This window comes from Geodermatophilus sp. SYSU D00697 (genome assembly GCF_054050175.1).
This window is the reverse complement of the sequence record NZ_JBJGYV010000042.1, coordinates 1-21,712: the sequence shown is the minus strand read 5'-3', so window position 1 is coordinate 21,712 and position 21,712 is coordinate 1. Positions and strand designations below refer to the sequence as shown.

General features: G+C 72.2%; 16 protein-coding genes and 1 pseudogene. 5 read left to right on the top strand and 12 right to left on the bottom strand.

The genetic code is table 11. From position 1 onward, the window contains the following. Positions 1 to 9 precede the first annotated feature (9 nt). The 8 genes from ACI79C_RS23365 to ACI79C_RS23330 all read right to left on the bottom strand — a co-directional run bounded on the left by ACI79C_RS23365 (position 10) and on the right by ACI79C_RS23330 (position 11,574). The gene (locus ACI79C_RS23365) at positions 10 to 1,686 is read right to left on the bottom strand and encodes an MFS transporter (protein WP_456948087.1); all 1,677 of its coding nucleotides are present in this window, start codon (positions 1,684 to 1,686) and stop codon (positions 10 to 12) included. After that, positions 1,683 to 3,257 (bottom strand): tryptophan halogenase family protein, encoded by a 1,575-nt coding sequence (locus ACI79C_RS23360; RefSeq protein WP_456948086.1) that lies wholly within the window; start codon positions 3,255 to 3,257, stop codon positions 1,683 to 1,685. The genes ACI79C_RS23365 and ACI79C_RS23360 overlap by 4 nt, the downstream gene beginning before the upstream one ends. 28 nt (positions 3,258 to 3,285) lie before the next feature. Beyond that, entirely contained in the window at positions 3,286 to 4,119 is an 834-nt protein-coding gene (locus ACI79C_RS23355) for a hypothetical protein (protein WP_456948085.1), read from the bottom strand. 32 nt (positions 4,120 to 4,151) lie between these two features. Continuing rightward, positions 4,152 to 7,223, bottom strand: a complete 3,072-nt coding sequence (locus ACI79C_RS23350; protein WP_456948084.1) for a M36 family metallopeptidase — start codon at positions 7,221 to 7,223, stop codon at positions 4,152 to 4,154. A gap of 71 nt (positions 7,224 to 7,294) precedes the next feature. Further along, positions 7,295 to 7,621 carry a hypothetical protein gene (locus ACI79C_RS23345; protein WP_456948083.1) on the bottom strand — a complete coding sequence of 109 codons (327 nt, stop codon included), beginning with the start codon at positions 7,619 to 7,621 and terminating at the stop codon, positions 7,295 to 7,297. Positions 7,622 to 7,695: 74 nt separating this feature from the next. Continuing rightward, complete coding sequence (locus ACI79C_RS23340; protein ID WP_456948082.1) at positions 7,696 to 9,063, bottom strand: radical SAM protein; 1,368 nt, start codon at positions 9,061 to 9,063, stop codon at positions 7,696 to 7,698. 68 nt (positions 9,064 to 9,131) lie between these two features. Further along, positions 9,132 to 10,400, bottom strand: a complete 1,269-nt coding sequence (locus ACI79C_RS23335) for a PEP-utilizing enzyme (protein ID WP_456948081.1) — start codon at positions 10,398 to 10,400, stop codon at positions 9,132 to 9,134. A gap of 676 nt (positions 10,401 to 11,076) precedes the next feature. Next, positions 11,077 to 11,574, bottom strand: coding sequence for a hypothetical protein (locus ACI79C_RS23330; RefSeq protein ID WP_456948080.1), 498 nt, complete (start codon positions 11,572 to 11,574; stop codon positions 11,077 to 11,079). A gap of 316 nt (positions 11,575 to 11,890) precedes the next feature. On the opposite strand from ACI79C_RS23330, the gene ACI79C_RS23325 reads away from it, so the two are divergent. Beyond that, on the top strand, positions 11,891 to 12,379 hold the full coding sequence (locus tag ACI79C_RS23325) for a hypothetical protein (protein WP_456948079.1): 489 nt from the start codon (positions 11,891 to 11,893) through the stop codon (positions 12,377 to 12,379). A gap of 9 nt (positions 12,380 to 12,388) precedes the next feature. Here the strand turns inward: ACI79C_RS23325 and ACI79C_RS23320 are convergent, their stop codons facing one another. From ACI79C_RS23320 to ACI79C_RS23310, 3 genes are all read right to left on the bottom strand, one after another. Then, positions 12,389 to 13,315 (bottom strand): tyrosinase family protein, encoded by a 927-nt coding sequence (locus ACI79C_RS23320; RefSeq protein WP_456948078.1) that lies wholly within the window; start codon positions 13,313 to 13,315, stop codon positions 12,389 to 12,391. Between the two features lie 446 nt (positions 13,316 to 13,761). Beyond that, a complete protein-coding gene (locus ACI79C_RS23315; RefSeq protein ID WP_456948077.1) occupies positions 13,762 to 14,349 on the bottom strand; it encodes a hypothetical protein in 588 nt (195 codons plus the stop codon). Positions 14,350 to 14,355: 6 nt separating this feature from the next. Continuing rightward, a complete protein-coding gene (locus ACI79C_RS23310; RefSeq protein ID WP_456948076.1) occupies positions 14,356 to 15,093 on the bottom strand; it encodes a hypothetical protein in 738 nt (245 codons plus the stop codon). A gap of 398 nt (positions 15,094 to 15,491) precedes the next feature. On the opposite strand from ACI79C_RS23310, the gene ACI79C_RS23305 reads away from it, so the two are divergent. From ACI79C_RS23305 to ACI79C_RS23290, 4 genes are all read left to right on the top strand, one after another. Next, positions 15,492 to 16,862 (top strand): hypothetical protein, encoded by a 1,371-nt coding sequence (locus ACI79C_RS23305; RefSeq protein WP_456948075.1) that lies wholly within the window; start codon positions 15,492 to 15,494, stop codon positions 16,860 to 16,862. Between the two features lies 1 nt (position 16,863). Continuing rightward, complete coding sequence (locus ACI79C_RS23300) at positions 16,864 to 18,234, top strand: hypothetical protein (protein WP_456948074.1); 1,371 nt, start codon at positions 16,864 to 16,866, stop codon at positions 18,232 to 18,234. Further along, positions 18,231 to 19,691: a CHAT domain-containing protein gene (locus ACI79C_RS23295; RefSeq protein ID WP_456948073.1), complete on the top strand. Its 1,461-nt coding sequence runs from the start codon at positions 18,231 to 18,233 to the stop codon at positions 19,689 to 19,691. Before ACI79C_RS23300 ends, ACI79C_RS23295 begins: the two co-directional genes overlap by 4 nt. Before the next feature lie 149 nt (positions 19,692 to 19,840). Next, positions 19,841 to 21,118, top strand: a complete 1,278-nt coding sequence (locus ACI79C_RS23290) for a hypothetical protein (RefSeq protein WP_456948072.1) — start codon at positions 19,841 to 19,843, stop codon at positions 21,116 to 21,118. 493 nt (positions 21,119 to 21,611) lie between these two features. Here the strand turns inward: ACI79C_RS23290 and ACI79C_RS23285 are convergent. Then, positions 21,612 to 21,712 (bottom strand): annotated as a pseudogene (locus tag ACI79C_RS23285) (IS982 family transposase); the annotation flags it as partial.

The following is a 21,712-nucleotide window of genomic DNA, read 5'->3' as shown; positions in this document are numbered from 1 at the left end:
GGCGCGCTACTAGGTCCGGTCGCCGGTGCGCTCGGGCACCTCCGACGGGCGTGCGGCGAGGTCCTCCAGCGACCGACCCCGTGTCTCGACGCCTGTCCGCACCAGCGCCCACGCGGCCAGCACCGTGGGCACAGCGGTGACGACGGCAACGGCGGACATGCTGGGTGCCAGCGCCAGGACGGCCAGGACCAGGGGAGGTGCGAGGATCCCGCCGGCCTTGCTGCTGCCGGCGGCGACGCCGCTGGCCCGTCCGCGCAGCTCCGTGGGGTAGATCTCCGCGGCGTACGGGGAGAGGGTGGCGATCACCCCGCCGCTGCACGCCAGCAGCACGACGACCAGCGCGGCCAGCCCCGCGCCGTCCCGGGCACCGGACACGGCGATCCCCAGGAGCGCGGCTGCGGTCCCCGCGGCGGTGACCACCATCGTCCGCCACCCGCTCCAGCGTCCGTACAGCCAGGCCACCAGGACGGTCGCGGGAACGGCCAGGAGCGCAGAGACGAACAGCAGGCGACTCGACCGCGCGACCCCGGTTCCGCTCTCCTGCAACATCACGGGCAGGAAGGTCACGAAGCCCCAGTTCACCAGTCCCCAGGCCAGGCCGAAGAGGACCACCGTCGCCGTGTGCACGCGTAGGGGAGGGCGCACCAGCGCCGTGATGCCCGGCCGGGCTGGGCCGCCCGCCCGCGGTACTTCGTCTCTCCCCGCACCATCGTTCGTGACGGCACCTGCGTGGGCGCGCGGGTCGATCGGTTCCGGTCGGCGGTCTGCCACCACCCCGTACCGGCGCATGACCTGCTCGGCCTCCTCCAACCGGCCCTGCTGCAGGAGGAAGCGGGGGGATTCGGGCACCCACCGGTTGAGGAGCAAGAGCACCACACCGGTGGGCAGGCCAACGAACCACAGCACGCGCCAGCCGAACCGCGGTTCCAGCAGGGTCGCGACGCCACTGGCCGCGAGGTACCCGCCGACCGTGCCGAGCCCACCATGCAGCACGACCAGCCAGCTGCGGTGTCGTGCCGGCACCGACTCCGCCAGCAGGGCGTAGACGATCGGCAGCATCCCTCCTGCGGATGCACCCATGAGGAAGCACATCAGCAGGTTCAGCGGGTACACCGGCATGGCACCGCAGACCGCCGTGCCGATGAAGAAGAGCGTCGCGAGGAGGATGGCGGCCCGGCGGCCGATGCGGTCGCTCACCGTTCCCCACAGCAGGGAACCGATCGTCGTCCCGATGAGGGCCACCATCGGCAGGAGAGCCGCCGCCCCCCGGTCGAGGCCGTACTCCTCCCTCAGGCCGGGCAGGACGAATCCGAGCGTGGCGGGCTTCATGACGTCGATGACGAGGGCCAGCTCGAGCACCACGAGGAGGGCCATGTGCCCTCGGGAGAGGGTGGCCCGGTCCAACGCCCGGCAGTGCCAGGAGCAGTCCCCGCCGTGGCCAGCGGTTCGGCGGGAGAGGAGACCCCAGGCGGCCAGCGTCAGGCCGACCGGCAGCAGCGCCATGCCGAGGGCCATCGTCACCGAGAGGCCCGTGTCTGCCATCTCGTCCGGCATCGCGGCCGCTCGCCTGGCGGGTGCCACCATGTCGACGAGGTCGGGGACGTGCAGCAGCACGCCCGCGACGATGGCCGCGACACCGAGCCGGAACACCCTTGGCCGCGGGACGTCGATCCGCGCCGTCGTCATACCCGGGCGGCCGGGACGCGGCCGTGCAGGCGGGCCAGGTAGTCGTAATGGTGCGGCAGCGACCTGCTCAGGTGCTCACCCCGGTCCCGCAGCGCCGCGAAGGTCTCGTCGGCCTCCGCGTCACCCCGGTGGTGTAGCAGGGGGAACTCGGTGCGGGGGAGCCGGCCCATCCCGTCGAGGATGCTGACGAACGACAGGTCCTTGAACAGCCCGGGGTCGACGAGGCGGTCGTAGGCCGGGAGGGTCGCCTGCCACAACTCGAGCCCCCTCCCCAGCGACTCCGGTGGCACGGTGGCCCGGTTGGCCCGCCAGAACGCGGTGTCCTCGCGCGGGGTGAGGCAGTAGTGCAGGACGAGGAAGTCCCGGACCTGCTCGTAGTTGCGGCGCATCACGTCGTTGAAGTGCGCGACGACAGCAGGCTCGGGTCGCTTGCCCGGGAAGTGCCACATGAGGTTGTAGAGGGCGAGCTCGATGAACCAGATGCCGGTCGACTCCAGGGGCTCGATGAAGCCACTGGACAGGCCGATGCCCACGCAGTTCTCCACCCAGGCGTTACGGGTGCGTCCCACACGCATCCGCAGGTGGCGGGCCGGGCGCCCGTCGGCCGCCCGGCCGAGGTGGTCGCGGAACTCTCGTTCGGCCTCCTCGGGGGAGAGGAAGGCACTGGAGTACACGTATCCGTTGCCGCTGCGGCCGTACAGCGGCGTCCGCCAGGCCCACCCGGCCTGCAAGGCCGTGGAGGTGGTGTACGGCTCGATGTCGTCGCGGGCGTCGTCGGTGGGCACCGGCATGGCGATGGCACTGTCACACAGCAGGACGTCTCCGAACGGCACGAACGGCTCGTGCAGGGTCTTGTTGATGAGCAGCCCGGCGAATCCGGAACAGTCCAGGAAGAGGTCGCCCGGCAGATCACCGGACGACTCGGTCCGCACGGCGTCGACACCGCCGTCGGCCCGCCGGACCACCTCGGTCACCCGGTCGACGACGTGTCGGACGCCGCGACCACGGGCCACGCGCTTGAGGTAGTCCGCCAGCAGCCCGGCGTCGACGTGGTAGGCGTAGTCCACCTCACCGCGGTAGGCCATCCCGCCGTCACCGTCCGGTTCTGCCCTCGGGGAGAGCAGCCCGGCGGCCTTCGGCGCGGTCAGCGTCCGGCACAGCGCCACGGCGGGGAAGCAGGCCTCAGCGTAGGACGTCGGCCAGCCGCGCAGCCGCCGGCGCAGCCAGTGGTGGGAGAGCGGGAGGCCGCCGATCGAGGGCTGCGGACCGAACGGGTGCCAGAAGGATCCACGCCGGGGCGCCCAGTCCACGAACTTGATCGCCAGCTTGAAGCTCGCGTTGCACTCCCGCATCCAGTCGGCCTCGTCGAGGCCGCAGAACGCGAGGGTGTTCTTGAGGCTCGGCAGCGTGGCCTCCCCGACGCCGATGGTCCCGATGTCGGAGGACTCGACCAGGGTGATCGAGCAGGTCGCCAACGGGCCGGAGTTCAGGGCGCGGGACAGGAACAGCGCGGACAGCCAGCCGGCGGTCCCACCGCCCACGATGACGATGCGCTCGACGGGATCGGTCACTGCGCCTCCTCTGTCGACTCTCCTCCGGCTATGACCTCGTCGCCGCGCCAGAGCAGTACAGAACGGTGCCGTCGGTGGCATCGACGACCAGTTGGGAGCCCTCGCCGTCCAGCTGCGGCGCCAGCAGCAGCGACCAGCCCAGATGCCAGTTGGTGCCGATCGGGAACCAGACGAGCGTGGCGATCGCCGCGCCGGAGCGTCCGGGGACCTGGAGCACGACACCCCGGTCGGGGCGGTCGTTGACGTGCGCCACGACCTCGGGGGTGGCGTCGAGGAGCTGGGCGAGGTCGCCGCTCGGTCCGGGCAGGGGTTGCCCGAAGCCGTCCGTGCCGCCGTCCGTGGCGGTGTCGTCCAGGTGACGCACCGCGGTTGCGAACACCTCGTGCACGGAGACCCGGGGGTTGACCGTCGGCATCTCGGCGGGGACGCTCGCGGTGCGTCCGGTCACGTCTCCCGGTGTGCCGTCGCGGGCGAAGCGGACGGTCACCGCCGCCCCGAAGACCGGGATCCCCAGGAACACCTGCTGGAGGTGCACCGCACTGGCGCCGCTGCTCGTCCTGGTCGGCTCCTGAGCCATCCACTCCGCCTGGGCCAGGGAGAGCCCCAGCACGGGGGCGAGGGTGCGGAGGTGGTTCAGGGCCCGCTGCACCTGCGAGCCCTGGACGGTGCCGGCCGCGGGGTCGGCTCCGGACACGCGGACCAGGGCGGGGTTGCCCGTCAGCGCGTCGTACCGCGCGATGGTGACGGTACGGTCCCCGGGCAGGCGGGTGGCGACCAGCCGCGCGAGTTCCCGCAGCTCCGCTCGTCGCTCGGGGGTCGCCAGGTTTCCGGCGCCCTCGCGCAGGTCGACTTGTCGGGCCAACGGGTCGTCCTCTCGACCGGGCGGTGCCTCGGTCACCAGCCGGCGACGAGGTTCAAGTAGTAGGGCGTGAGCTCCCAGCGCGAGGTGCCGAGGTCCTGTGTGCCGCCGATGAACCCCTGCGCCTCGCCGTAGCTGCGCGCCAGCGCCGACCGGAGGAGCGCGCGCGCCCGGTAGTCGTGCAGCCACCCTCGGAAGGCGATCACGAAGTCGTCGGCCTCGTCGGCATCGGGGAAGACCAGGCGCACCGACACCTCCCGGTCCCGAGCGGACACCTCTCCGCCGGAGGCGCCAGCCTCGAGGCCCGAGCCCTCGTCCAGCGGTGCCGGATCGATGCGCAGTGCCCACCGGTTGAGGACACCGACGTCCTTGCGCTCGACGTCGGTCACCTCCAGCCGCCAGGTCCCGGCGATCCGATCGCCGCGCAGCGTGGACAGCGTCGGGAGGGAGGACTGATCGAACGTGCCGCTGACGCCCGGACGTCCTGTGTCGCGCCGGTCGTGCAGGACCACCGAGCGACCGGAGGGGGCCAGGAGGCGCAGCACGAGGTCCGCGGGTACGGGATGGCCGACGTCGACCTCGACCTGCAGCGCTCCCACCGTGCCGGGCGCGTCCAGTGTCTGCGAGCTCACCAGTCCGGGCGCCGGGCTGTCCGGCACGGACAGGGGGCCGGTGACCTCTGCCACCAGGCCCGGGGCTGTCGCTGTGGCGAGGTCGAGGGTCAACTGCCAGCTCCGCAGGCGCCCGCGGTCCTTGCGCACCAGATCGGTCACCTCGAGGACCCACGTGCCCCGCGACGGCTTGCCCTGCAGCGCCGCCAGGGTCGGGGAGGTCGCGGAGGTGTACTCGGTGACCAGGTCGGCCGGTCCGGGCTGCTGGTCGTGCAGCCGGACCCGGGTGCCGTCGGGCGCCACGAGCTCCACACGCAGGTCGTCCACCGCGGGGTGCTCGATGTCGACCGCGACGCGCACGGTATCGACGCGACCGGTGGCGGAGATCTCCAGCGGGCTGCTCAACGGGGGGCCGGCGTCGGGCACGTCCACGACGGCGCCGGCGGCTGTCGCCGCACGCACCGTGGTGCCACCCGTGCCGGTGACCGGAGTCTGCAGTGCCGCCGGAGCGTGGAAGTCCGGGCTGACCCCGTCCAGGGAGGCGCCGTTGCTGGTGGCGTTCGGTCCCATGCCGTGCCGCGCGAACACCATCCACGCGCGGGCGCGGGCGTCGGCGGCCGTCGCTGCGGACAGCTGACCGGCCTCCTCCGCGAAGTCCAGGCTCTCCAGGATGGCGTCGCGCATGTCGAGGAAGCCGGGGTTCGGTGGCGAGAGCTTCAGCGCGTCGACGACCAGCTGGAGGGCCAGCGCGTCGCCGATCTCCCGGTTGAGGTCCACGAGCGTGGCGCACCACAGCTCACCGATCGCGTGCTCGGCGACGTACCGGCCGCTGCCCACCATGCCGAAGTGCTCGGTCTGCACGGGGAAGGTCTCGTCGTACCGGAACTGCCGGATACCGCCCGGCTTGCCCACCAACCACGACCCCACCGTCGTGGCGCCGACGAGAGTGCAGGCGACGTAGTCACCCCAGCCCTCACCCATCCCGCGGCTCTGCGGCGCCTCGAGCGCCCGGGTGTCCAGCGGGCCACCGACGAGGCGGTTGGTGACGCCGTGCATGTACTCGTGCGCGACGACGGTGAGGTCGAGCGCGGTGGAGCGGCCGGTGGCGTCGACGGTGCCGAGTTTCATCACCGGGCTGATGCCGTCGACCGGGGTGAACATGCTCGCGGTCCGGGGGATCGGGTGGGGGTACACCCGCACTTCCACCCGGTCGCTGGGCGCACCTCCCACCACGCCGCTGTGCGAGGTCTGCTGGAACGCCCCACCCTCCTCCCGGAAGCCGAGGAGGTAGAAGAAGTCGTGCAGCATGGACGCGAAGAAGAAGGCGTTGAGGATCGCCTGTTCGTGCCCGCCGGCGTCCGCTGGCACGAAGGCCACCGCACCGTCGGAGCGGCCGGTCGCCCGCAGCATGGCCTGCGAGTCACTGTCGAACGCGGCGGCGCTCTCCCCCGCAGTGGTGTCGCCGTCCACCCAGTCCCGAGGGAACCCGGCCGGGAGACCGGTCCGCACCGGCAGGCCGAACCGGTCCAGCCCCAGGGGGAGGTCAGCGGCCATCCGCTGCCGCCCGCCGTCCGGCGAGAACACCTCGGCCCGGGCGCGGACCGATCGGACGGCGTCGTGGCTGTAGAGCACCTCGCCGTCGCCGGCGTCCACCAGGACCCGGTACTGCGCCGCCCCGCCGGGGAAGGTCGCGATGACCTCCCAGCACAGCCGGAGCTCGTCGGCCGACAACGCGAACCAGGTGAGCCCGCCACGGATCGGCTGCCCGAAGGGCCCGGACTCCAGGAGGGTGACCCGCTCGAGGTCGTTGGGCAGGCGGGCGAGGACCGTCGGCCTGAAATCGGTCGGGTCCAGCCGGGGTGGTGTGAACTGCTGTCCGTACTCGTCCGTCTGCGGGCCGAGGCCCTCGTCGTCGGCGGTCAGGTGCTCGACGACCCGCCGAACGGCCTCCTCGACTGAGAGCGTCGGCGTCGTCGCCAGGTCCCGTGCCACCGACACGGTGGTCCCCACGACGGCGTGGAGCTGGCCGTCGGCTGCGAAGCGGACCGCGCTGGCGGCCTGGAAGATGGGAAGCCCCTTGTAGCGCTGGGCGAGGTGGACGGCGGACGCCCCGCTCGAACTCCGCTGGACGTTGGGGTCCGGCGTGAACTCCGCGGGTTGGCCCGGCTCGAGGCCCAGGGCGGGGCTCAGGATCTGCACGGCCTCGAGCGCTCGCTGGACCAGGTCGACCGACCCCGGCGGGCCGGTGAGCCCGCCCGTCGGACCGGCGGCCGGTACTTCGCCCCCATCCCGGCGTGGCCCTCGAGGCCGGTCGAAGGTGATGAGGGCGGCATTGCCGGTCGTGGCGTCCACCCGAGCCACCGTGGGCGTGGGCAGCGAGACACCCAGCAGCCCCCCCTCACCGGCCGCGGTGGAGGCCCGTTCGGCCAGCTCTGCCGTCCGCTCGTCGCTGACCCGGCTCGTCCTGAAGTCCCGCCGGTCGATCTCGCGGGTCATGGCGCCTCCTGTTCCGGGAAGACCGTCGGAGAGCCGGGCCGGGGTGCATCCCGGCCCGGCCGTCGCACCCGTTACCAGCCGCCGATGAGGTTGAGGTAGAGGTCCTTGACGGTTCCCCCGCCGTACGAGCCGCTACCGAGGCTGAGCAGCCCTGCCTCCTGGCCCTGGCCTTGGCCGCCACCACCGCCGTACGAGTGGGCCCCAGCCCCTCCGCCGGTCAGTCCGCCAGTACTGCCCTGACCGCCGCCGCCTCCGCCGCCGGGACGGGAACCGCCGATCAACGCCCGGCTGACACCCGCCTGCTGCTGGTACTGCTTGAGCCAGCCCCGGAACGCGATCTCGAAGTCCTCGCGGGCCTGGTCGTCGGGGAAGTTCAGTGCGATGTTCGTGGAAGACATCCGCATCTCCTCTGCTCGTGACCGGCACGACGACGCGTCCGGTCCGGTCATGTGGTGCCGGAACGGTGTGTGCGTCACCTCCCCTCGGCTCGAGTCCGGCGGGAGCGGCGCCCGTCGACGCGAGGTCGGTCGAGCACCGCGAGGGGCACCTCCGTGCGCCGCCACCCGTATCGACGGTCCAGCACCTCCGGGTCGATGCCGGGCGCGGCGGCGCGCTCATCGAGCCGGCGGTCCAGCTCGGTCGCCAGCTCGATGACGGCCGCCTCGGGCAGGTCGATCCCGGCGCGGACGGCCTCGTACCTGCCGTGCGCCTTCTGCTGCTCCCGCCAGGAGACCAGCAGGAACAGCCGGGCGGTCTCTTCCAGATGGGACCTCAGGTAGCGGTAGTAGTCCTTCGTCGCGTCGCAGTTGACCTCGAAGAAGTTCCCTCGTGCCTGGTTGAAGGCGTGACAGCCGTAGTCGCAGACGACCTGGGCCGGGCAGGCGCGGCACTCCTGCGGGGCCTGCATCGCCAGGTCGAGGGCGCGGGCCGCATCCTCCCACCTGAGCTCGAAGTCCAGGTCGGAGACGTGTCCGATGCGTGCCGACGGCGTCACGTTCGCCCGGGGGCACGGATAGGCGTTGCCCTGACGGTCGAAGTACACCAGCTCGCGGCCGGCCGGGCATCGCAGGGCGCAGCAACCCTGCTGCACCTGGAACGCTGGAGCGTCGTGGAGCAGGGCGGTGACCATCTTCGTGACTGCCTGCGCGAGGTTGAACTCCATCAGCCGTCCGCGCCGCTGGGCCAGGTCGCCGGCGATGGCCTGCTTCGCGGCCGCCCACTCCTCGGCTCGCGGCGCGGCGTGCTCGTTCCACGACGCGGTCGCGCCCATCTGGTTGGCGCGGAACAGCACGACGTCGAGGTTGTCGAGGTAGGCGATGACCTCCGGCATCCGCCGGGCATTGCACCGAGTGACCGTCACGATGACCCCAGGGGAGCGGCCGCCGTAGGCCTCACGGAGGCGCGCGAACCCGGCCAGGGTCCGGTCGGTGGACCCGCGGACAGCCTCGTTGATCACGCGGTCACCATCGAGGCTGACGCCTACCGTCACCCCGTTCGCGGCGAGGAACGCCGCGAGCTCCTCGGTGACCATCGTGGCGTTGGTCTGCAGGGAGAAGGTGACGCGTCTGCGGTAGGCGGACGCCACGTCCCGGGCCGTGGTGAACGCGTCCGCCAGCCACGCCTGCCCGGCCAGTAGGGGCTCCCCGCCGGCCAGGTGCAGGTCGACGGAGTCCGCCGATGTGCTGGAGAAGACCTGGTGCAGTGCCGCGACGTAGGTGTCCTGGCTGATCACCCCGTGGTGGCCCTCGCGCTGCCACATGTGCTCGGGGAAGCAGTAGGTGCAGCGCATGTTGCACGTGCCGAAGTTCTCGATCACGGCCATCCGCGTGGACGTCGGCATCGGGGCCCCTCTCGTCGCTCGTCGCGCCCGTGGCTGGGAGTGCTGCCGCACTGGGGTCTGGGCTGGCGTCAGGCTGGCCCTCCCACGGCGGCTGTGGCGGGGCGGCCGCAGGGGTCGACCAGTCGGTCGAGCACACGGGTGACCGCCGACCACAGCGCCTCCGGGTCCCCGCCCGGGCCCAGGGCGGCCACGTCGGCTGGTCCCAGCCCGAGCGCGGCGGCCGCGGCACCGGCTGTCCGGGGTCCGAACAGGGCCAGGCCGCAACGGGTGAGGTCGGTGTTCTTGCGCTCAGTCAGGGCGACCAGGCTGTCGATGCGGGCCAGCCAGGTGGTGACCTCCTCCACCGCGTCCGGGGGGAGGAGGTCACGCACCCGGGTCAGTGCGGTCGCGCGCCGCGCACGCGACTCCCGGGACAGGAGGCCGGCGACCGCGCCGTGGCGGTCACGCTCGGGGAGGTCGAGGGGGGCCGACCACGGGGTGGGGGTCCCCCCGGGTCTGGTCCAGGTGTCGACGATGTAGGAACTGCCCGGTCCGGTCAGGGTGTCGAGGAACAGCGCACGGCGGTCCTCGGCCCCGAGCGACGGGACGCGGGCGTCGAGGAGAGCCTCGTAGCGCTGCCCGATCCGCTCCCTGACCAGCGCCGCCGCCCACGTGAGCTGGTTCAGCTGCACGTACTGGTGCACGGCGGAGTCGATGCACGGCAGCAGGAGGGCCTGGCTGGTCCAGCCCGGCCACGCGAGGCCCCGGTCGTATCGCGCCAGCAGCGCCGACGGCGCGATCTCGCCTCGCTCGATGGCGGTGGACAGCGCGGAGACCAGGCGCTCCAGCGCGCGGGCCTCCACCAGGACGACGCCGTCGGCCACCGATGCGGTCAGGGGGTTGCCGAGCCCGAAGGCGGCTGGTACGGAGAGCAGGGCGGAGATGCGTACCACGGTGTCCAGGACGACGGTGTCGTCGACCCGCCGGAAAGTCGGCGTGAACCGGCCGAACTGGAGCACGCGCACCCAGCCGTCCGGCTCCCTGTCGCCTGCCGCCGACGCGGCGCGGGGTGACGCCGTGGCGCTGCGCACCGTTCCCGCGGTGCCGTCCACGTCGAGGAGCGTGCCGCCCTGGACGGCATCGACGATCCCGCTGCACCCCACGACGCACGGCTTGTCGAGCTCGCGGGCGAGCACCGCCATGTGCGAGAACAGGCCGCCGGTCTCGCAGACGACCGCCCGGGCCCGGAGGAGAGCCGGCAGCAGTGCCGGCGTGGCGTGCCGCGCGACGAGGACGTCGTCGCCCGCAGCGGGCCCGAGATCGCTGCCGTCGCGCAGGACGCGCGCCCTCCCCGTCACCCGCCCGGGGGAGGCCCCGCGACCTCGCCAGCACGGCGACTGCTCACCCTGCACGGCTCACCCCCAAGGCTGCGCACGTCACTCGGCGAGGACCGTAGGACCGGACGCGTCACCTCTGCGTCACCGCGGTGTCACTCGTCCCGACGTCCACCGGTGGGCGCACGGCGGCGAGCCACGACCACCGGCCATGACGCAGCTGTGACGGCGCCGTGACGGGCCCGCCCTAGCTTCGGCCGCATGGCCTGGGCAGCGCGATCGGGGGCTCCCGTCCACGGGCATCGAACGGCACTGACGTCACGGGTGGGACGACGAGCGGGGCGGTCCGTCGAGAGCCCGTTCGCCCTCTCGAGCCGGTCGTCCTCCGCTGATGGGACCGGGCATGACCGCTGCAGACACCCGGGATCTCGCCCACGCGAGGCAGGTCTCCCGGACGCGCGTGGCGATCCCGGAGGCCACGGAGCTGCACGCTGAGCTGCTGGCAGCCGGACGGAGCGCCGAGTCGGCCAACTGCCTGCTCAGCGCCGGGCGCTGGCAGGACGCAGTCGGCGCGCACCTGGAGCTCGAGGACACGCTGGGGCAGCTCGTGCGGGGTATCGGTCACCGGGACCGGTTCCCGGCCGCCTGCTGGCAGCCTCCCCATGACGTCAGCGACGTCCGCGAGTCCGCCGAGGTGTCGTCACGATCGCTGGGCCGGTCGCCGGTCGTGCCGAGGCCCGGGCCGCTGGTCAGGGCCGGTGTCGACGACGGCCCGAACGGAGAGCTGGCCGATCGGGGGTTGCACCTCTCGGCGGACACCAGCCAGGAGGACGTCGTCCTCGCTCGGGACGGCACCACCTCCCTGCTTGAGGGCAGCGAGCAGGAGGCCGTGGATCTGCTGATCGGCCCCGAGGAGGTGGCCGGAGGCCAGTCCCCGGCCACCCTCTTCCTCGAGGCCGCCCGCCTGCAGGTCGGCGATCCGACGGCCCAGGCGGTGCCGGTCCAGGCCCGCGAGCTCTCCGAGGCCCGAGCGGACCTGTTGGGTGTGGCCGAGGCCTACCGCACCCTCGCCGTCGTCGCGGCCGGTCAGGACCCTGTCGACGAGGCACGGATCCTGTTCCCCCGCGTCGAGGAAACCGTGGGCACCGCCATCGGCTGCGTGGAGCCGGCGATGGACGTCGCCGCCGACATCGGCCACGCGGGGAGCAGGCTGCTCACCACGGTGGTGACCCCTCGTCGCGCAGCGGGTCTCCGACTCGCGGGCAGCGCGCGACGAGTACAGGGCGATGGCCGATCAGCAGACTGGGCTGGAGAGCGTCCATCGCCTGGTACAGCTCGCGGGACATCTGGCGGGCGCCGGCCAGGGACATCCCGCTCCGCGACTTCCGAGGCCACATGGGCCAGCACGCCGGGGAGCCGACTGTCGGTCCGGCGGGTCAGCGGGTCGGCCGCGTCCGGCCTGAGCACGCCGAGCCGACCCGCACTCGTCCAGAGCACCGGATCGGAGCACCGCCATGCCAGAAACCCACGCCTACACGGCGGACCGACAGGCCCGCCTCGTGCTCGCCGGCTGGAAGACCGACGCCTTGGTCTACAGCTCGGTCGGAGGGAAGATCTACGCCGAGCGCTGGGCGCGGCGCGGAGGGTTCATCGGTCTCTTCCAGTCCTTCGGTTGGGTCGCCGCAACCGCGTCCTCACTCACCGTCGAGGTCGTGTTCCAGGGCCTGCTGCCGGGTGCCGCGCCCGCTCTGCGTGCGCAGTCCGACGGCGGGCCGGACCGGCACCAGGCGGAGGTCAGCTACCAGGCGTTCGGGATCGGCGTGCGGGTGGACATGGTCGGGGGATCGGTCGCCCCCAGCGGGGCGATCCTGCCCAATCCCGGCCCGGCGCTCGGCCCGTCGTCCGTCGACGTCCGGGGTCTGCTGGTGCGCGGCCGGGGGCTCATCGATGGCCAGGAACTCGTCTGCGACGAGATCGTGGTAGGGGCCTTCCTGCGTTCGTAGTGTCCGACGTCAGGGGAGCACGTCGTAGGTGTAGAGCGAGGACAGGTCGAGCACGTCGGCGGGGGTGATGGACTGCTCGGTGAGGATGGCGTACATCGGGTCGTCGATCCGGTGCCCCTCGAGGTCGGTCCCCTCATCCTGCGACGGCTCGTAGACGCGTCCCTGGCGCACCTGCCACGACTCCCAGATCCGATCCACGTTGCAGTGGTTCAGGTAGAAGACGGGGTCGTTGGGTGAGGTCGCCCTCTCCATGTCGCCGCCGATCCACACGTGCACACGGTTGTGCATCTGCAGGGGTGGCAACCAGCCTTCCAGGCGGTTGCGCATGCCCTCGGCGCTGCTGTCCCACGGCTCCGCGTCGTAGGCCTTCTCATCGTCGAGCAGGGACCGCACCTGGTCGGGGGAGGGCAGGTCCGGCACGCGGGCGTTGCGCTGGATCGCACGACGCAGCCCTCGGTCGGTCTGGCGCAGCCCGGCCAGCGGGTCGGACTCGAGGCGGACCCGGAACACGTCGGCGCGGAAGGGGCCGTCGTCCACCGGCGTGCCGCTCCCGCCGATCCCGGCGTCCGTCCACAGTGCCGAGGTCTCGTCCTCACCGGGGGCAGACCAGTCCCAGTAGGGCAGCCCGAAGTCGTCGTCGACCAGCCGCTGCACCTGGAGCTCGAAGAGCGTCAACATCAGCCGGTGCCAGGGCAGGAAGACCGGCCCGCTGTGGGCGCTGTTGCGGTCCAACTGGTCCGGTGGCGTCAGCCGCATCATAGCCAAGTGGTGCCAGAGGACGAACAAGTCGTAGGTGGACACTCCCGAGGGTGGCCCCGGCAGGCCGAAGTCCGCGGTGGTCGGTCCCAGCTGCTCGGCCTTCAGCGCGAGCACCCCCTCGACGAACTGCTCCAGCCCTCCCTCGGGTGCCAGCACGTTGCGGCGGACGGCGGTCATGGCCGTGCCCTGCCCGTGTGCGAGCCGTGGGGGGACGCGGGAGCAGGAGCCTCGCCGGGGAAGTCGTCGGGGTAGGTGTCGATCGCCCTGGTCACGAGATCCATGACGGAGGGGAAGTCCTGTGTCGGTAGGCCGTGGTAATGCACGAGACCCGCGTTGTTGACACTGGGCCGGGCGTCGAACGGCCGCCCGTCGACGGAGATGGAGTAGCTCGTCCGCACCACGATCTCGTGACCGCGGTGCTCCAGCCGGCGTACGGACTCCTGGGCCGGTGGGTGGACATGACCCGCACCGCGGAGTTCGTCCCTCCGCGCGGTCAGCGCCGCACGGAGGGCTTCGGGTGACGACTGTGTGCGTAGGTCGGGACGGTTCATGGCTGGGCTCCAGTCGGGTGCGTCACGGCATCAACCGCTCCTGTGCCTGCGGCACACGGTCGTCCGCTGTCCTCATCCGCCGGTGCGCCGGACGCGGACGTAGAGGTGGTGGAAGCCGGCGATGCCCCCGAACAGGCCGCCCGTCTCGACCACCTGGACGCGGCTGAGCGCATCGGGCCGCGACGGGGTGTCCGGTGGCAGGTTCCCGAGGGCGTCGGCGAAGGCCTCGTCGAAGCTGAGGTGGGGTGACATCCCGGTGGCCTCGACCGCTCCGGACGGGGCCAGCTGTCCCGGCCGGCCGGAGACGACCGCGGCGAACTGCGCGAGGTCCGCACCGCACTCCTCGATGTCCACCCGGTCCTGGCCGTCGGCATGGTGCACCGTCACGGTGGGTTGGTCGGCGGGGAACCGGACGACCTCCGCATACCGGAAGGGGGCAACGACCGTGGTCCAGATGCCGGGCAGTGCCCGGCTGAGCAGGTTGAACTGCTGCGGGAAGATCCGCAGCGGGCTCGGCACGATGTCCACCTCGTGGCCGGGACTGGGCAGATGACCCTCGGCGAGGATCAGGACGTGGTCCCCGGCGCGGAAGGCGCGGATGCGATCCCGCTGGGCGAACTGCCAGGTGGCCGTCGTCTCGGTCGTCAGGCTCGTCGTCATCTTCACTCACCCCTCGAGCGGCTCGATGTCGAACTTCTGCTGCCGCGTCGCGCCGGTGACCTCGACGCCCGCGTCCCCGAGGAAGGAGGTGACCAGCAGGGACACCTCGTAGGACCGTTCCGCGGGGAGGGCGATCCCGTGGAGGGCACCGACGACCTCGATCCCCCAGTAGTCGGGTCGTCGGACGTACACCAGAGGGACGAGCCGGACGTCCATGTTCGCGTACGGTTTCGTGCCGACAACGCGGAGGACGTACTGCGGCGGGAAGCTCTCCAGCGTCACCACGTCTGCACGCACGTAGTCGATGAGGCGGAAGGCGCTGGCCGGAGGCGCCGACTCGAAGGGCGCCAACTGCGCCGCATCGGCGCAGGCGGCGCTGGGGTAGCTGGACCGCGCGGGCGCCGTGCGGATCTCCAGGCGTTCGTCGCTGACGTCGACCAACGTGAACGCGTGGTCCGGTCGCTTTCCGCCGAACCGGACCACCACGCGACCGGAGCCCTCCAGGGTCCAGCGGCCGCGTGTCTGGACGATGCCGTCCGCAGGGCCCACGTCGTCCTGGACGAACTCGCCGTCGGGCCGCATCTCGAACCCCTCCCGGCCGAAGCTCGGCGGGAAGCCGAAGTGGGGCGGGCGGAAGACCTGCAGGTCCGCCTCGTCCTCCTCCCGGGAGTGGACCCAGTGCCGGAACAGCTCCGAGGGCAGGTCCGGTGTCCGGCACAGGTGCTCGGCGCTCCGCTTCGGCACCTCGGCACCTCCTTCGACACGTCCACCTCGACGTAGCCGGCCGGGCTGCCGTCCGATCACCGGCGGAACGTGCCGGGGGAGTCAGGACGGTGGCTGTGGCATCCGTCCAAGCGGGGCCGACCTGCGCTTGTGCCTGCAGGATCCCCTCACGCCGTCACCGCGCTGTCATCGGGACGTCACCGATGCACCCGAGGACGGCGGAGAGATGGCTCGCGTGCGGCCGGGTGGCTCGCGGCAGGGTGACGTGGCCGTGACGATCCCGTGACAGACCCTGGGGACCATCACTCTCCGGCGCGGCCGGGGACCATCGCCCCGCCGGGCCCCACCTGTGCCGCACCGTTGTCCCGAGGAACACCGTGACTCCACCGAACCACGCGATCGTCGGCCCATACCGGCAGGTGAGCCTGCCTGAGGGCGGGTCCGCTCCCTTGTTCATCGTCCCGTTCGACGAGGAGGGGGTGTGCTCGGGTCCACGGACCTGCGCCGCGCTGGTAGAACGGGTCGCGACCGGAGAGCCCTCCCACGTCTTCGTCTTCAGTCACGGCTGGAACAACGACTGGCCGAGCGCGATCGACAAGTACACGCGGTTCATCGAGGGGTTCGCGCGAACGAGGGCCGCACACCCCGTGCCCGGGCGGTTCCGCCCAGTCCTCGCCGGCATCTTCTGGCCCAGCGCCGTGCTGGTGAGGGAGCAGGACAGAGCGCCGGTCATCGCCGGCGGCGACCCGACCACGGACGAGGACGGGATGAGGCTGGCCGAGCTGACGACCGTGGCCGGCCAGGTGACCCCCGCCCGGCGTGAGCGCTTCTACGAGCTGGCACAGTCCCCGGGCATCACCACCGGAGCGGCACTGGAACTGGCCGACGTGCTGACGCCGGTGTGGGGCGGCCGACCGGGGGACGCCGGGGACGTCGACGAGCTGCTCTCCCACCCGGACCTCCGGGCCGACGAGTTGGTGACGCTGTGGCAGCGCGTGGAGGGCCTGGCCGCTGACGCCGGGCAATTCGCCGGCGGTGCACCCCAGGGGACTCCGGCCGGGGAGGTGCCGCCCGGTCCCTTCGCCGCGGGGCCGGACGCGGTCTCCGTGACGACGGCTGCGGCCGGCCCGGCGCCGGCGGGGCTGCTGGACCGGCTCACGCCGCGGAACATCATCCGTGCCGCGACGGTGCTCCTGATGAAGGACCGAGCCGGCCGCGTCGGAGCCCGGGGCGTCAGCCGACTCCTCGAGGACGTGCTGGCGGCGACGACCGCCCCGGTGCACCTGGTGGGTCACTCCTACGGCTGCAAGGTCGTCATGTCCGCCCTGTGCAGGGTGTCGGATCGGGCGCGACCGGTGGAGTCGGCCCTGCTCCTCCAGCCGGCCATGAGCCATCTGGCCTTCGCCAGGGACGTCCCGGGCCTGGGGGGACCGGGTGGATACCGGCCGGCGCTGGGCCGCTCGGTCCAACCGATCCGGGCCACCTTCTCGCGGCACGACGAGCCGCTGACCACGTTCTTCCACCTGGCGGTCCGGCGGGCGAGTGATCTGGGGGAGGTGCAGATCGCCGGGGCGCCGCCGAGCCGGTACAGCGCGATGGGCGGTTTCGGACCCTCGGACGGCCCGGAGGTCGTCCACCTCCCGGCCGAGTCACCGGGTGAACGCTACGGTTCCCCGGCGGGTGCGCGTGTCGTCGGCGTAGAGGCGTCGACGGTCATCAGCAGCCACTCGGACATCAACAACCCGGCGACCTGGTGGATGCTGATGGACCAGGTGCTCGGGAAGTCCTGACATGGACGTGCAGCTGAGCGCCCAGTACGACCTCACGGTGCTGCGCGTGGACCTCGACCGGCGTGGGCGTCGACTGGACGACGGGACCCTCGGCCCGGCGGCGGTCTTCGAGGTGTGGCGCGGCAGTGATGAGCCGACCGTGCTCGCCCGTGTCCGGCCGCCGGCGGCGGGCTCCACAGACGTGTCCCCCGAGCGCGAGGGGCTGGCCGACTTCAGGCTGCCGCCGGAGGTGCTCTCCGCCCCCCTCTTCACCGCTCTCGACGGGCAGCCGCTCTGGCTCGATCTGCCGGCCACCGCGGAGATGCTGCGCATGCTGCCGTGGGAACGCCTGCTGGCGCGGCTGAGCGTGCCCGTGCTGCGCCTGCCGTCCCTGACCCTGCCGCCGCGCGACACCTCGTCGCCGGGGCTGCAAGTCGCACTCGTGGCCAGCTCGATCGGTGAGGAGGACCGCCGGGACTTCGAGCGGGACCTCCCGCGGCTGATCGAGGCGATCGCGTCCGCGTCCGATCGGCCGGTCTCCCTGCACGTCTTCGCCAACCAGATCCACGTGGAGTTCCTCCGGGGGGAGCTCAGCTCGCGGCCCGACGTCCAGATCTACGACCCGCCCAGCGGGAGGCCGACGCGCGACACCTCGGCCAGCCGGATCCGGGCCGCCGTGGAAGACCCGTGGCTGTCCTGGGTGCACGACCGTCTGGTGGGCGTGGCGATCGACCACCTGCACTTCTACTGCCACGGCGACGTGGTCCTCGATGACGGTGTGCTGTCCTTCGCCAGCACCCCCCGGACGACCGACGACAGCTACCGCTGCGTCGGCACCCCCGAGCTGCTGGCCGCGCTCGTCGGCCTCGGAGCCTGGTCGGTCGGCTTCTCGGGGCCGAGGGAGAACCTCTCACCGGAAGGACTCCGGGACCTCGCCTACGCGGTCTCCGACGTCCGACCCGGTCCAGTCGTCCTGCAGGAGACGGGCGCGGACCCGGAGTTCCGGGAGCTCAACTCAGCGCTCTCGCTCGTCTGGAACCGCCCCCCACCGCCGCCACCGCACTCCCTCGCCACGGCCCTGTGGATCGACCCGGCTCTGCTGTACGACCCGGACCCCGAGCTCTCGGCAACAGCGGCCACCGACCAGGTCTGGAACTCCGTGCTCTCGGCCGCGACCGGGGCGGCCCTCAGCTCCGAGGTGACGCCCACCTGGGTCGCCACCACGGCGCGCGTGCTCGAACAGGCCGAGGCGCACCTTCGGGCGTCCACGACGAGCGGTCCCGGCCGGGGCCAGGACGCCACGATGGAGGCGCTGCGGTTCGCCGTCGACCTGCTGGAGGAGCACGTGAGGCAAGCGGGCCGATCAGGCTGGGAAGGTCGGCGGTCGTCATGATGTCCCCCGTCGTCATCCGGGTCGCCCACAACCGCCGCCGGCGAGGTCGGACGACCCTCATCGTGTCCCTCGAGTTCCCCGTGATCGGGGACCAGGCCGGCTACGACTTCGGTTGTGACACGCAGGACGCCGTCTTCCGCAAGCTCGCCGAGGCCGTCCCCGAGGCCAACTCGGTACGAGCGGCGGGTGAGCTGCTCTTCAAGGGCCTGGCGACCAACCCGCACGTGGAGAAGGCCTTCGGGCAGGCGGTGCTGGCCAGAGTGGAGGACCGGTTCCCCGTCCTCCTGGAGCTGCGCGGGGACGAGACGATCGAGGCTCTGCCGTGGGAGACCCTGTACGTCCCTGACGGCGGGTTCCTCGGACTGGACGCCCGGTGGTCGGTCGGCCGTCGGGTCGACTCGAGGGAGAGCAGGCCGGTCGAGTGCCTGCTCCCGTCGACGCTGCAGATGGCGGTCGTCCTGTCCTGCCTGGACATCCCCGCGGAGGACGAGTGGGCGCGGCTGCGGGCCGCCGTTGATGACTCCGGGCTGTCGGTGGAGGTGCTCGTCTTCGTCGGGGAACCGGAACTGGCGGAGGCCCTGGAGAGGGAACGCATCCCGTGGCTGCGTGGCGTCAAGGGCATCCCGGCCAGTGCCGAGGAACTCAGGACGGTCTTCGCCCAGGAGCGCTCGGCCGGCTTCACGCCCCAGATCCTGCACTTCTTCACGCACGGCTCCACCGAGGGCGGGCCGCACCTGGAGGTCGCGACCCCCACCGATTGGGAGGTCGGTGCCACGCAGAGCAGCCTCACTCTCGACCCGGTGCAGGTGCGCGATCTCACCGAGCCCGAGACACGGCCGTGGCTGGTCGTCCTCAACTCGTGCCTGGGCGCGGCGCCCGTGACCGACGACCGGGGAGCGGCGACGGCTGGGGAGGCACGAGCCCGGCAGAGGGAGGCGACGCACTCGCTGGCTCGGGAGCTCGTCCGCGAGGGCGGCTTCCCCGCGGTGGTGGGAATGCGGGAGCCCATCGAGACGTCCGACGCGACGCTCTTCAGCTCCCACTTCTATCCCCAGCTGTTCGATGCGCTCGCCGCGTTGCCGCGCGGGACGCCGACGACGCTGGACTGGTCGAAGCTGCTCGTCCAGCCCCGACGAGGGCTCGCCGAGCACGCCGGCAAGGTCATCGTCCTGGCCGCCGGAGAGCGGAAGCAGTGGACCCTGCCGGTCCTGTACGTGCGGGGACAGGAGCTGCTGATCACCCGGGCCGGCGACGACGCTGGCGCGGACGGTGGCCGGGGGGCACCCGAGGTCGGATCCCTCGTCCCACAGGCAGGTCCTCCGGCGGTCGATCCCGTGGTGGCCGCGAAACTCGAGTTGCTCCGTGAGGTGCTGGAGGGGCTCAGCGCGGACGCCCCCGAGAGATACCGCGACGACCTGATGGCACACATCCGGCGACTCGAGTCGGGTGCGGCGTGAAGCCGGACCTCGACGGCCTGCCACCCGACGCCGAGCTCCCCGAGTCGGTTGCACTGGACGCCTGGGACGGGGAGCGAGCCGTTGCCGGCCGGTTCGTGCGGAGGCCGGGTCGGTTCGCCCTCCAGCGACAGCCGACGGTGCCCCGTCTCATGCGGCCGGCAGCGGCGGCCGATCCCAGGGACTTCCGGGACCCACGGGTCGGTTGGGCCCTGGTGCTGCCGTTCCGGCCGGACCTCGACACCGGGGCACAGGCCCGTGCCGAGGACGCCGAGCCGCCGTTGCGCCGGCTCCTGGCCAGCCGCGGCCCCGGAGCCAAGGTCTTGCGTTACCGGTCGGACTACGGCGTGCTCGCGCTGTTCGAGGCAGACGGGACCCTCGTCCCGCTCTCCGGCGCGAGAGACGGAGCGCAACCCGGCGCACTGCCCGGCTACCTGCTCCTCGGAGGGGGCCCGGACGTCCTGCCGTGGGCACTGCAGTACGCCCTCGGTGCCAGCCGTTGCGTGGGAAGACTGCACCTCACCGGGACAGCCCTCGAGAGGCACGTGGCAGCGCTGGTCTCCGACGGCGCTCCCGCTGGAGCGCGCTACGAGGCGCCGGTGGTGTGGGCCGTGGACAGGGGGGCCGGGGACATCTCCTCCCTCATGCGGCGCACCATCGCCGCACCCATCGCCCAGTGCTTCGCGGGTGACGACGAGATGCAGGACCAGCTGTTCCTCGACGGTGGCGTCCAACCGGGATCGGCCAGCTCTGCGAAGCTCCGCTCGGCCCTGGCAGAACGCAGACCCGCCGTGGTCGTCACCACGAGCCACGGATTGACCGGGCCCCTGCACGACTCAGCAGCCATGCGAGCGGGTCTGGGGTCGCCTGTCGACCAGTTCGGGGCTCCGCTCGACGTGCAGACCCTGTTGGCGGACTGGCAGCCGAGCGGCGCGGTCTGGTACGCCCAGGCCTGCTGCTCCGCGGGCGCCAGTGGTGTCAGCGAGTACGAGGGTCTGCTCGATCCGGAGACCGACGCCGCCCGCATCGTCCGGGCCGTCGCCGACCTCGGATCGCTGGTGTCCCCGCTGCCGACCGCTCTGCTCGGCGCGGAGCAGCCGCTGCGTGCCTTCGTCGGCCACGTTGAGCCGACCTTCGACTGGACCATCCGCTTCCCGTGGTTGCCGACCCGCCTGACCGACAGCATCACGAGGACGGTCTACGACGGCTTCTGCGCCGGTGAGCCGATCGGTCTCGCCCTGCGCCGGTCCTGGAAGCACATCGGTGAACTGCGACAGGCACACGCCAACGTCCTGCGCTACTTCGACTCGGCGCCGACGAACCGTTCGACGGTGCTGACGGCGGCCACGTACCTCCGCCTCGCGGCCGGGGACCGCGCCGCCACGGTACTGCTGGGGGATCCCGCGACGTCCGTTCGGCTACCTGCCTGACACCTGATCACCGGGCCGCCACGCGATCATCCGGTCATGGCGGGTGACGAGGGGCCCCGGACCAGGTCCCGCGACCGATCCGCGACCGATCCGCGACAGTGAGGTGACCGGCCGGTGACGGCGGCAACCGTGGAGCCGGGCCCAGCGGGACGTCACCCCAGCCGGCATCGCTGTGTGGGCCGGTCGCAGGGGACGGGAAGGTGCGCACGTCCTGCGGACGTGCGACGGCGCGCCGAGCGCGCGAGGGGGTGACGCCGCGCCAGGCGAGCGGCAGCGGGGGGTGGTGCGGGGCCGTGGCATAGGCCGAACCCGTGCCGGAACCCGGCGCTGGCAGTGGGGTCCGGCCCGTGGGCCGACCGACCACCTGATCGTGCGACGTGGGAGGACTCCCACGTCGCTGCGTCCGAAGGATGACGCGTCACATGCGCACACGGCTCACGGGATGTGTGGAGGACGACCCATGGGCGCCTAGACGAGTAAGTCCGAAGTCCGGTCAGTGGTCATAGGCGATCAGGGAGCGGGTGACTGGCTGGCCGGTGGCCCGGTTGTGCCAGATGGCGGCGGTGAGCGCGAGTAGCCGCTGAGCGACTCGGG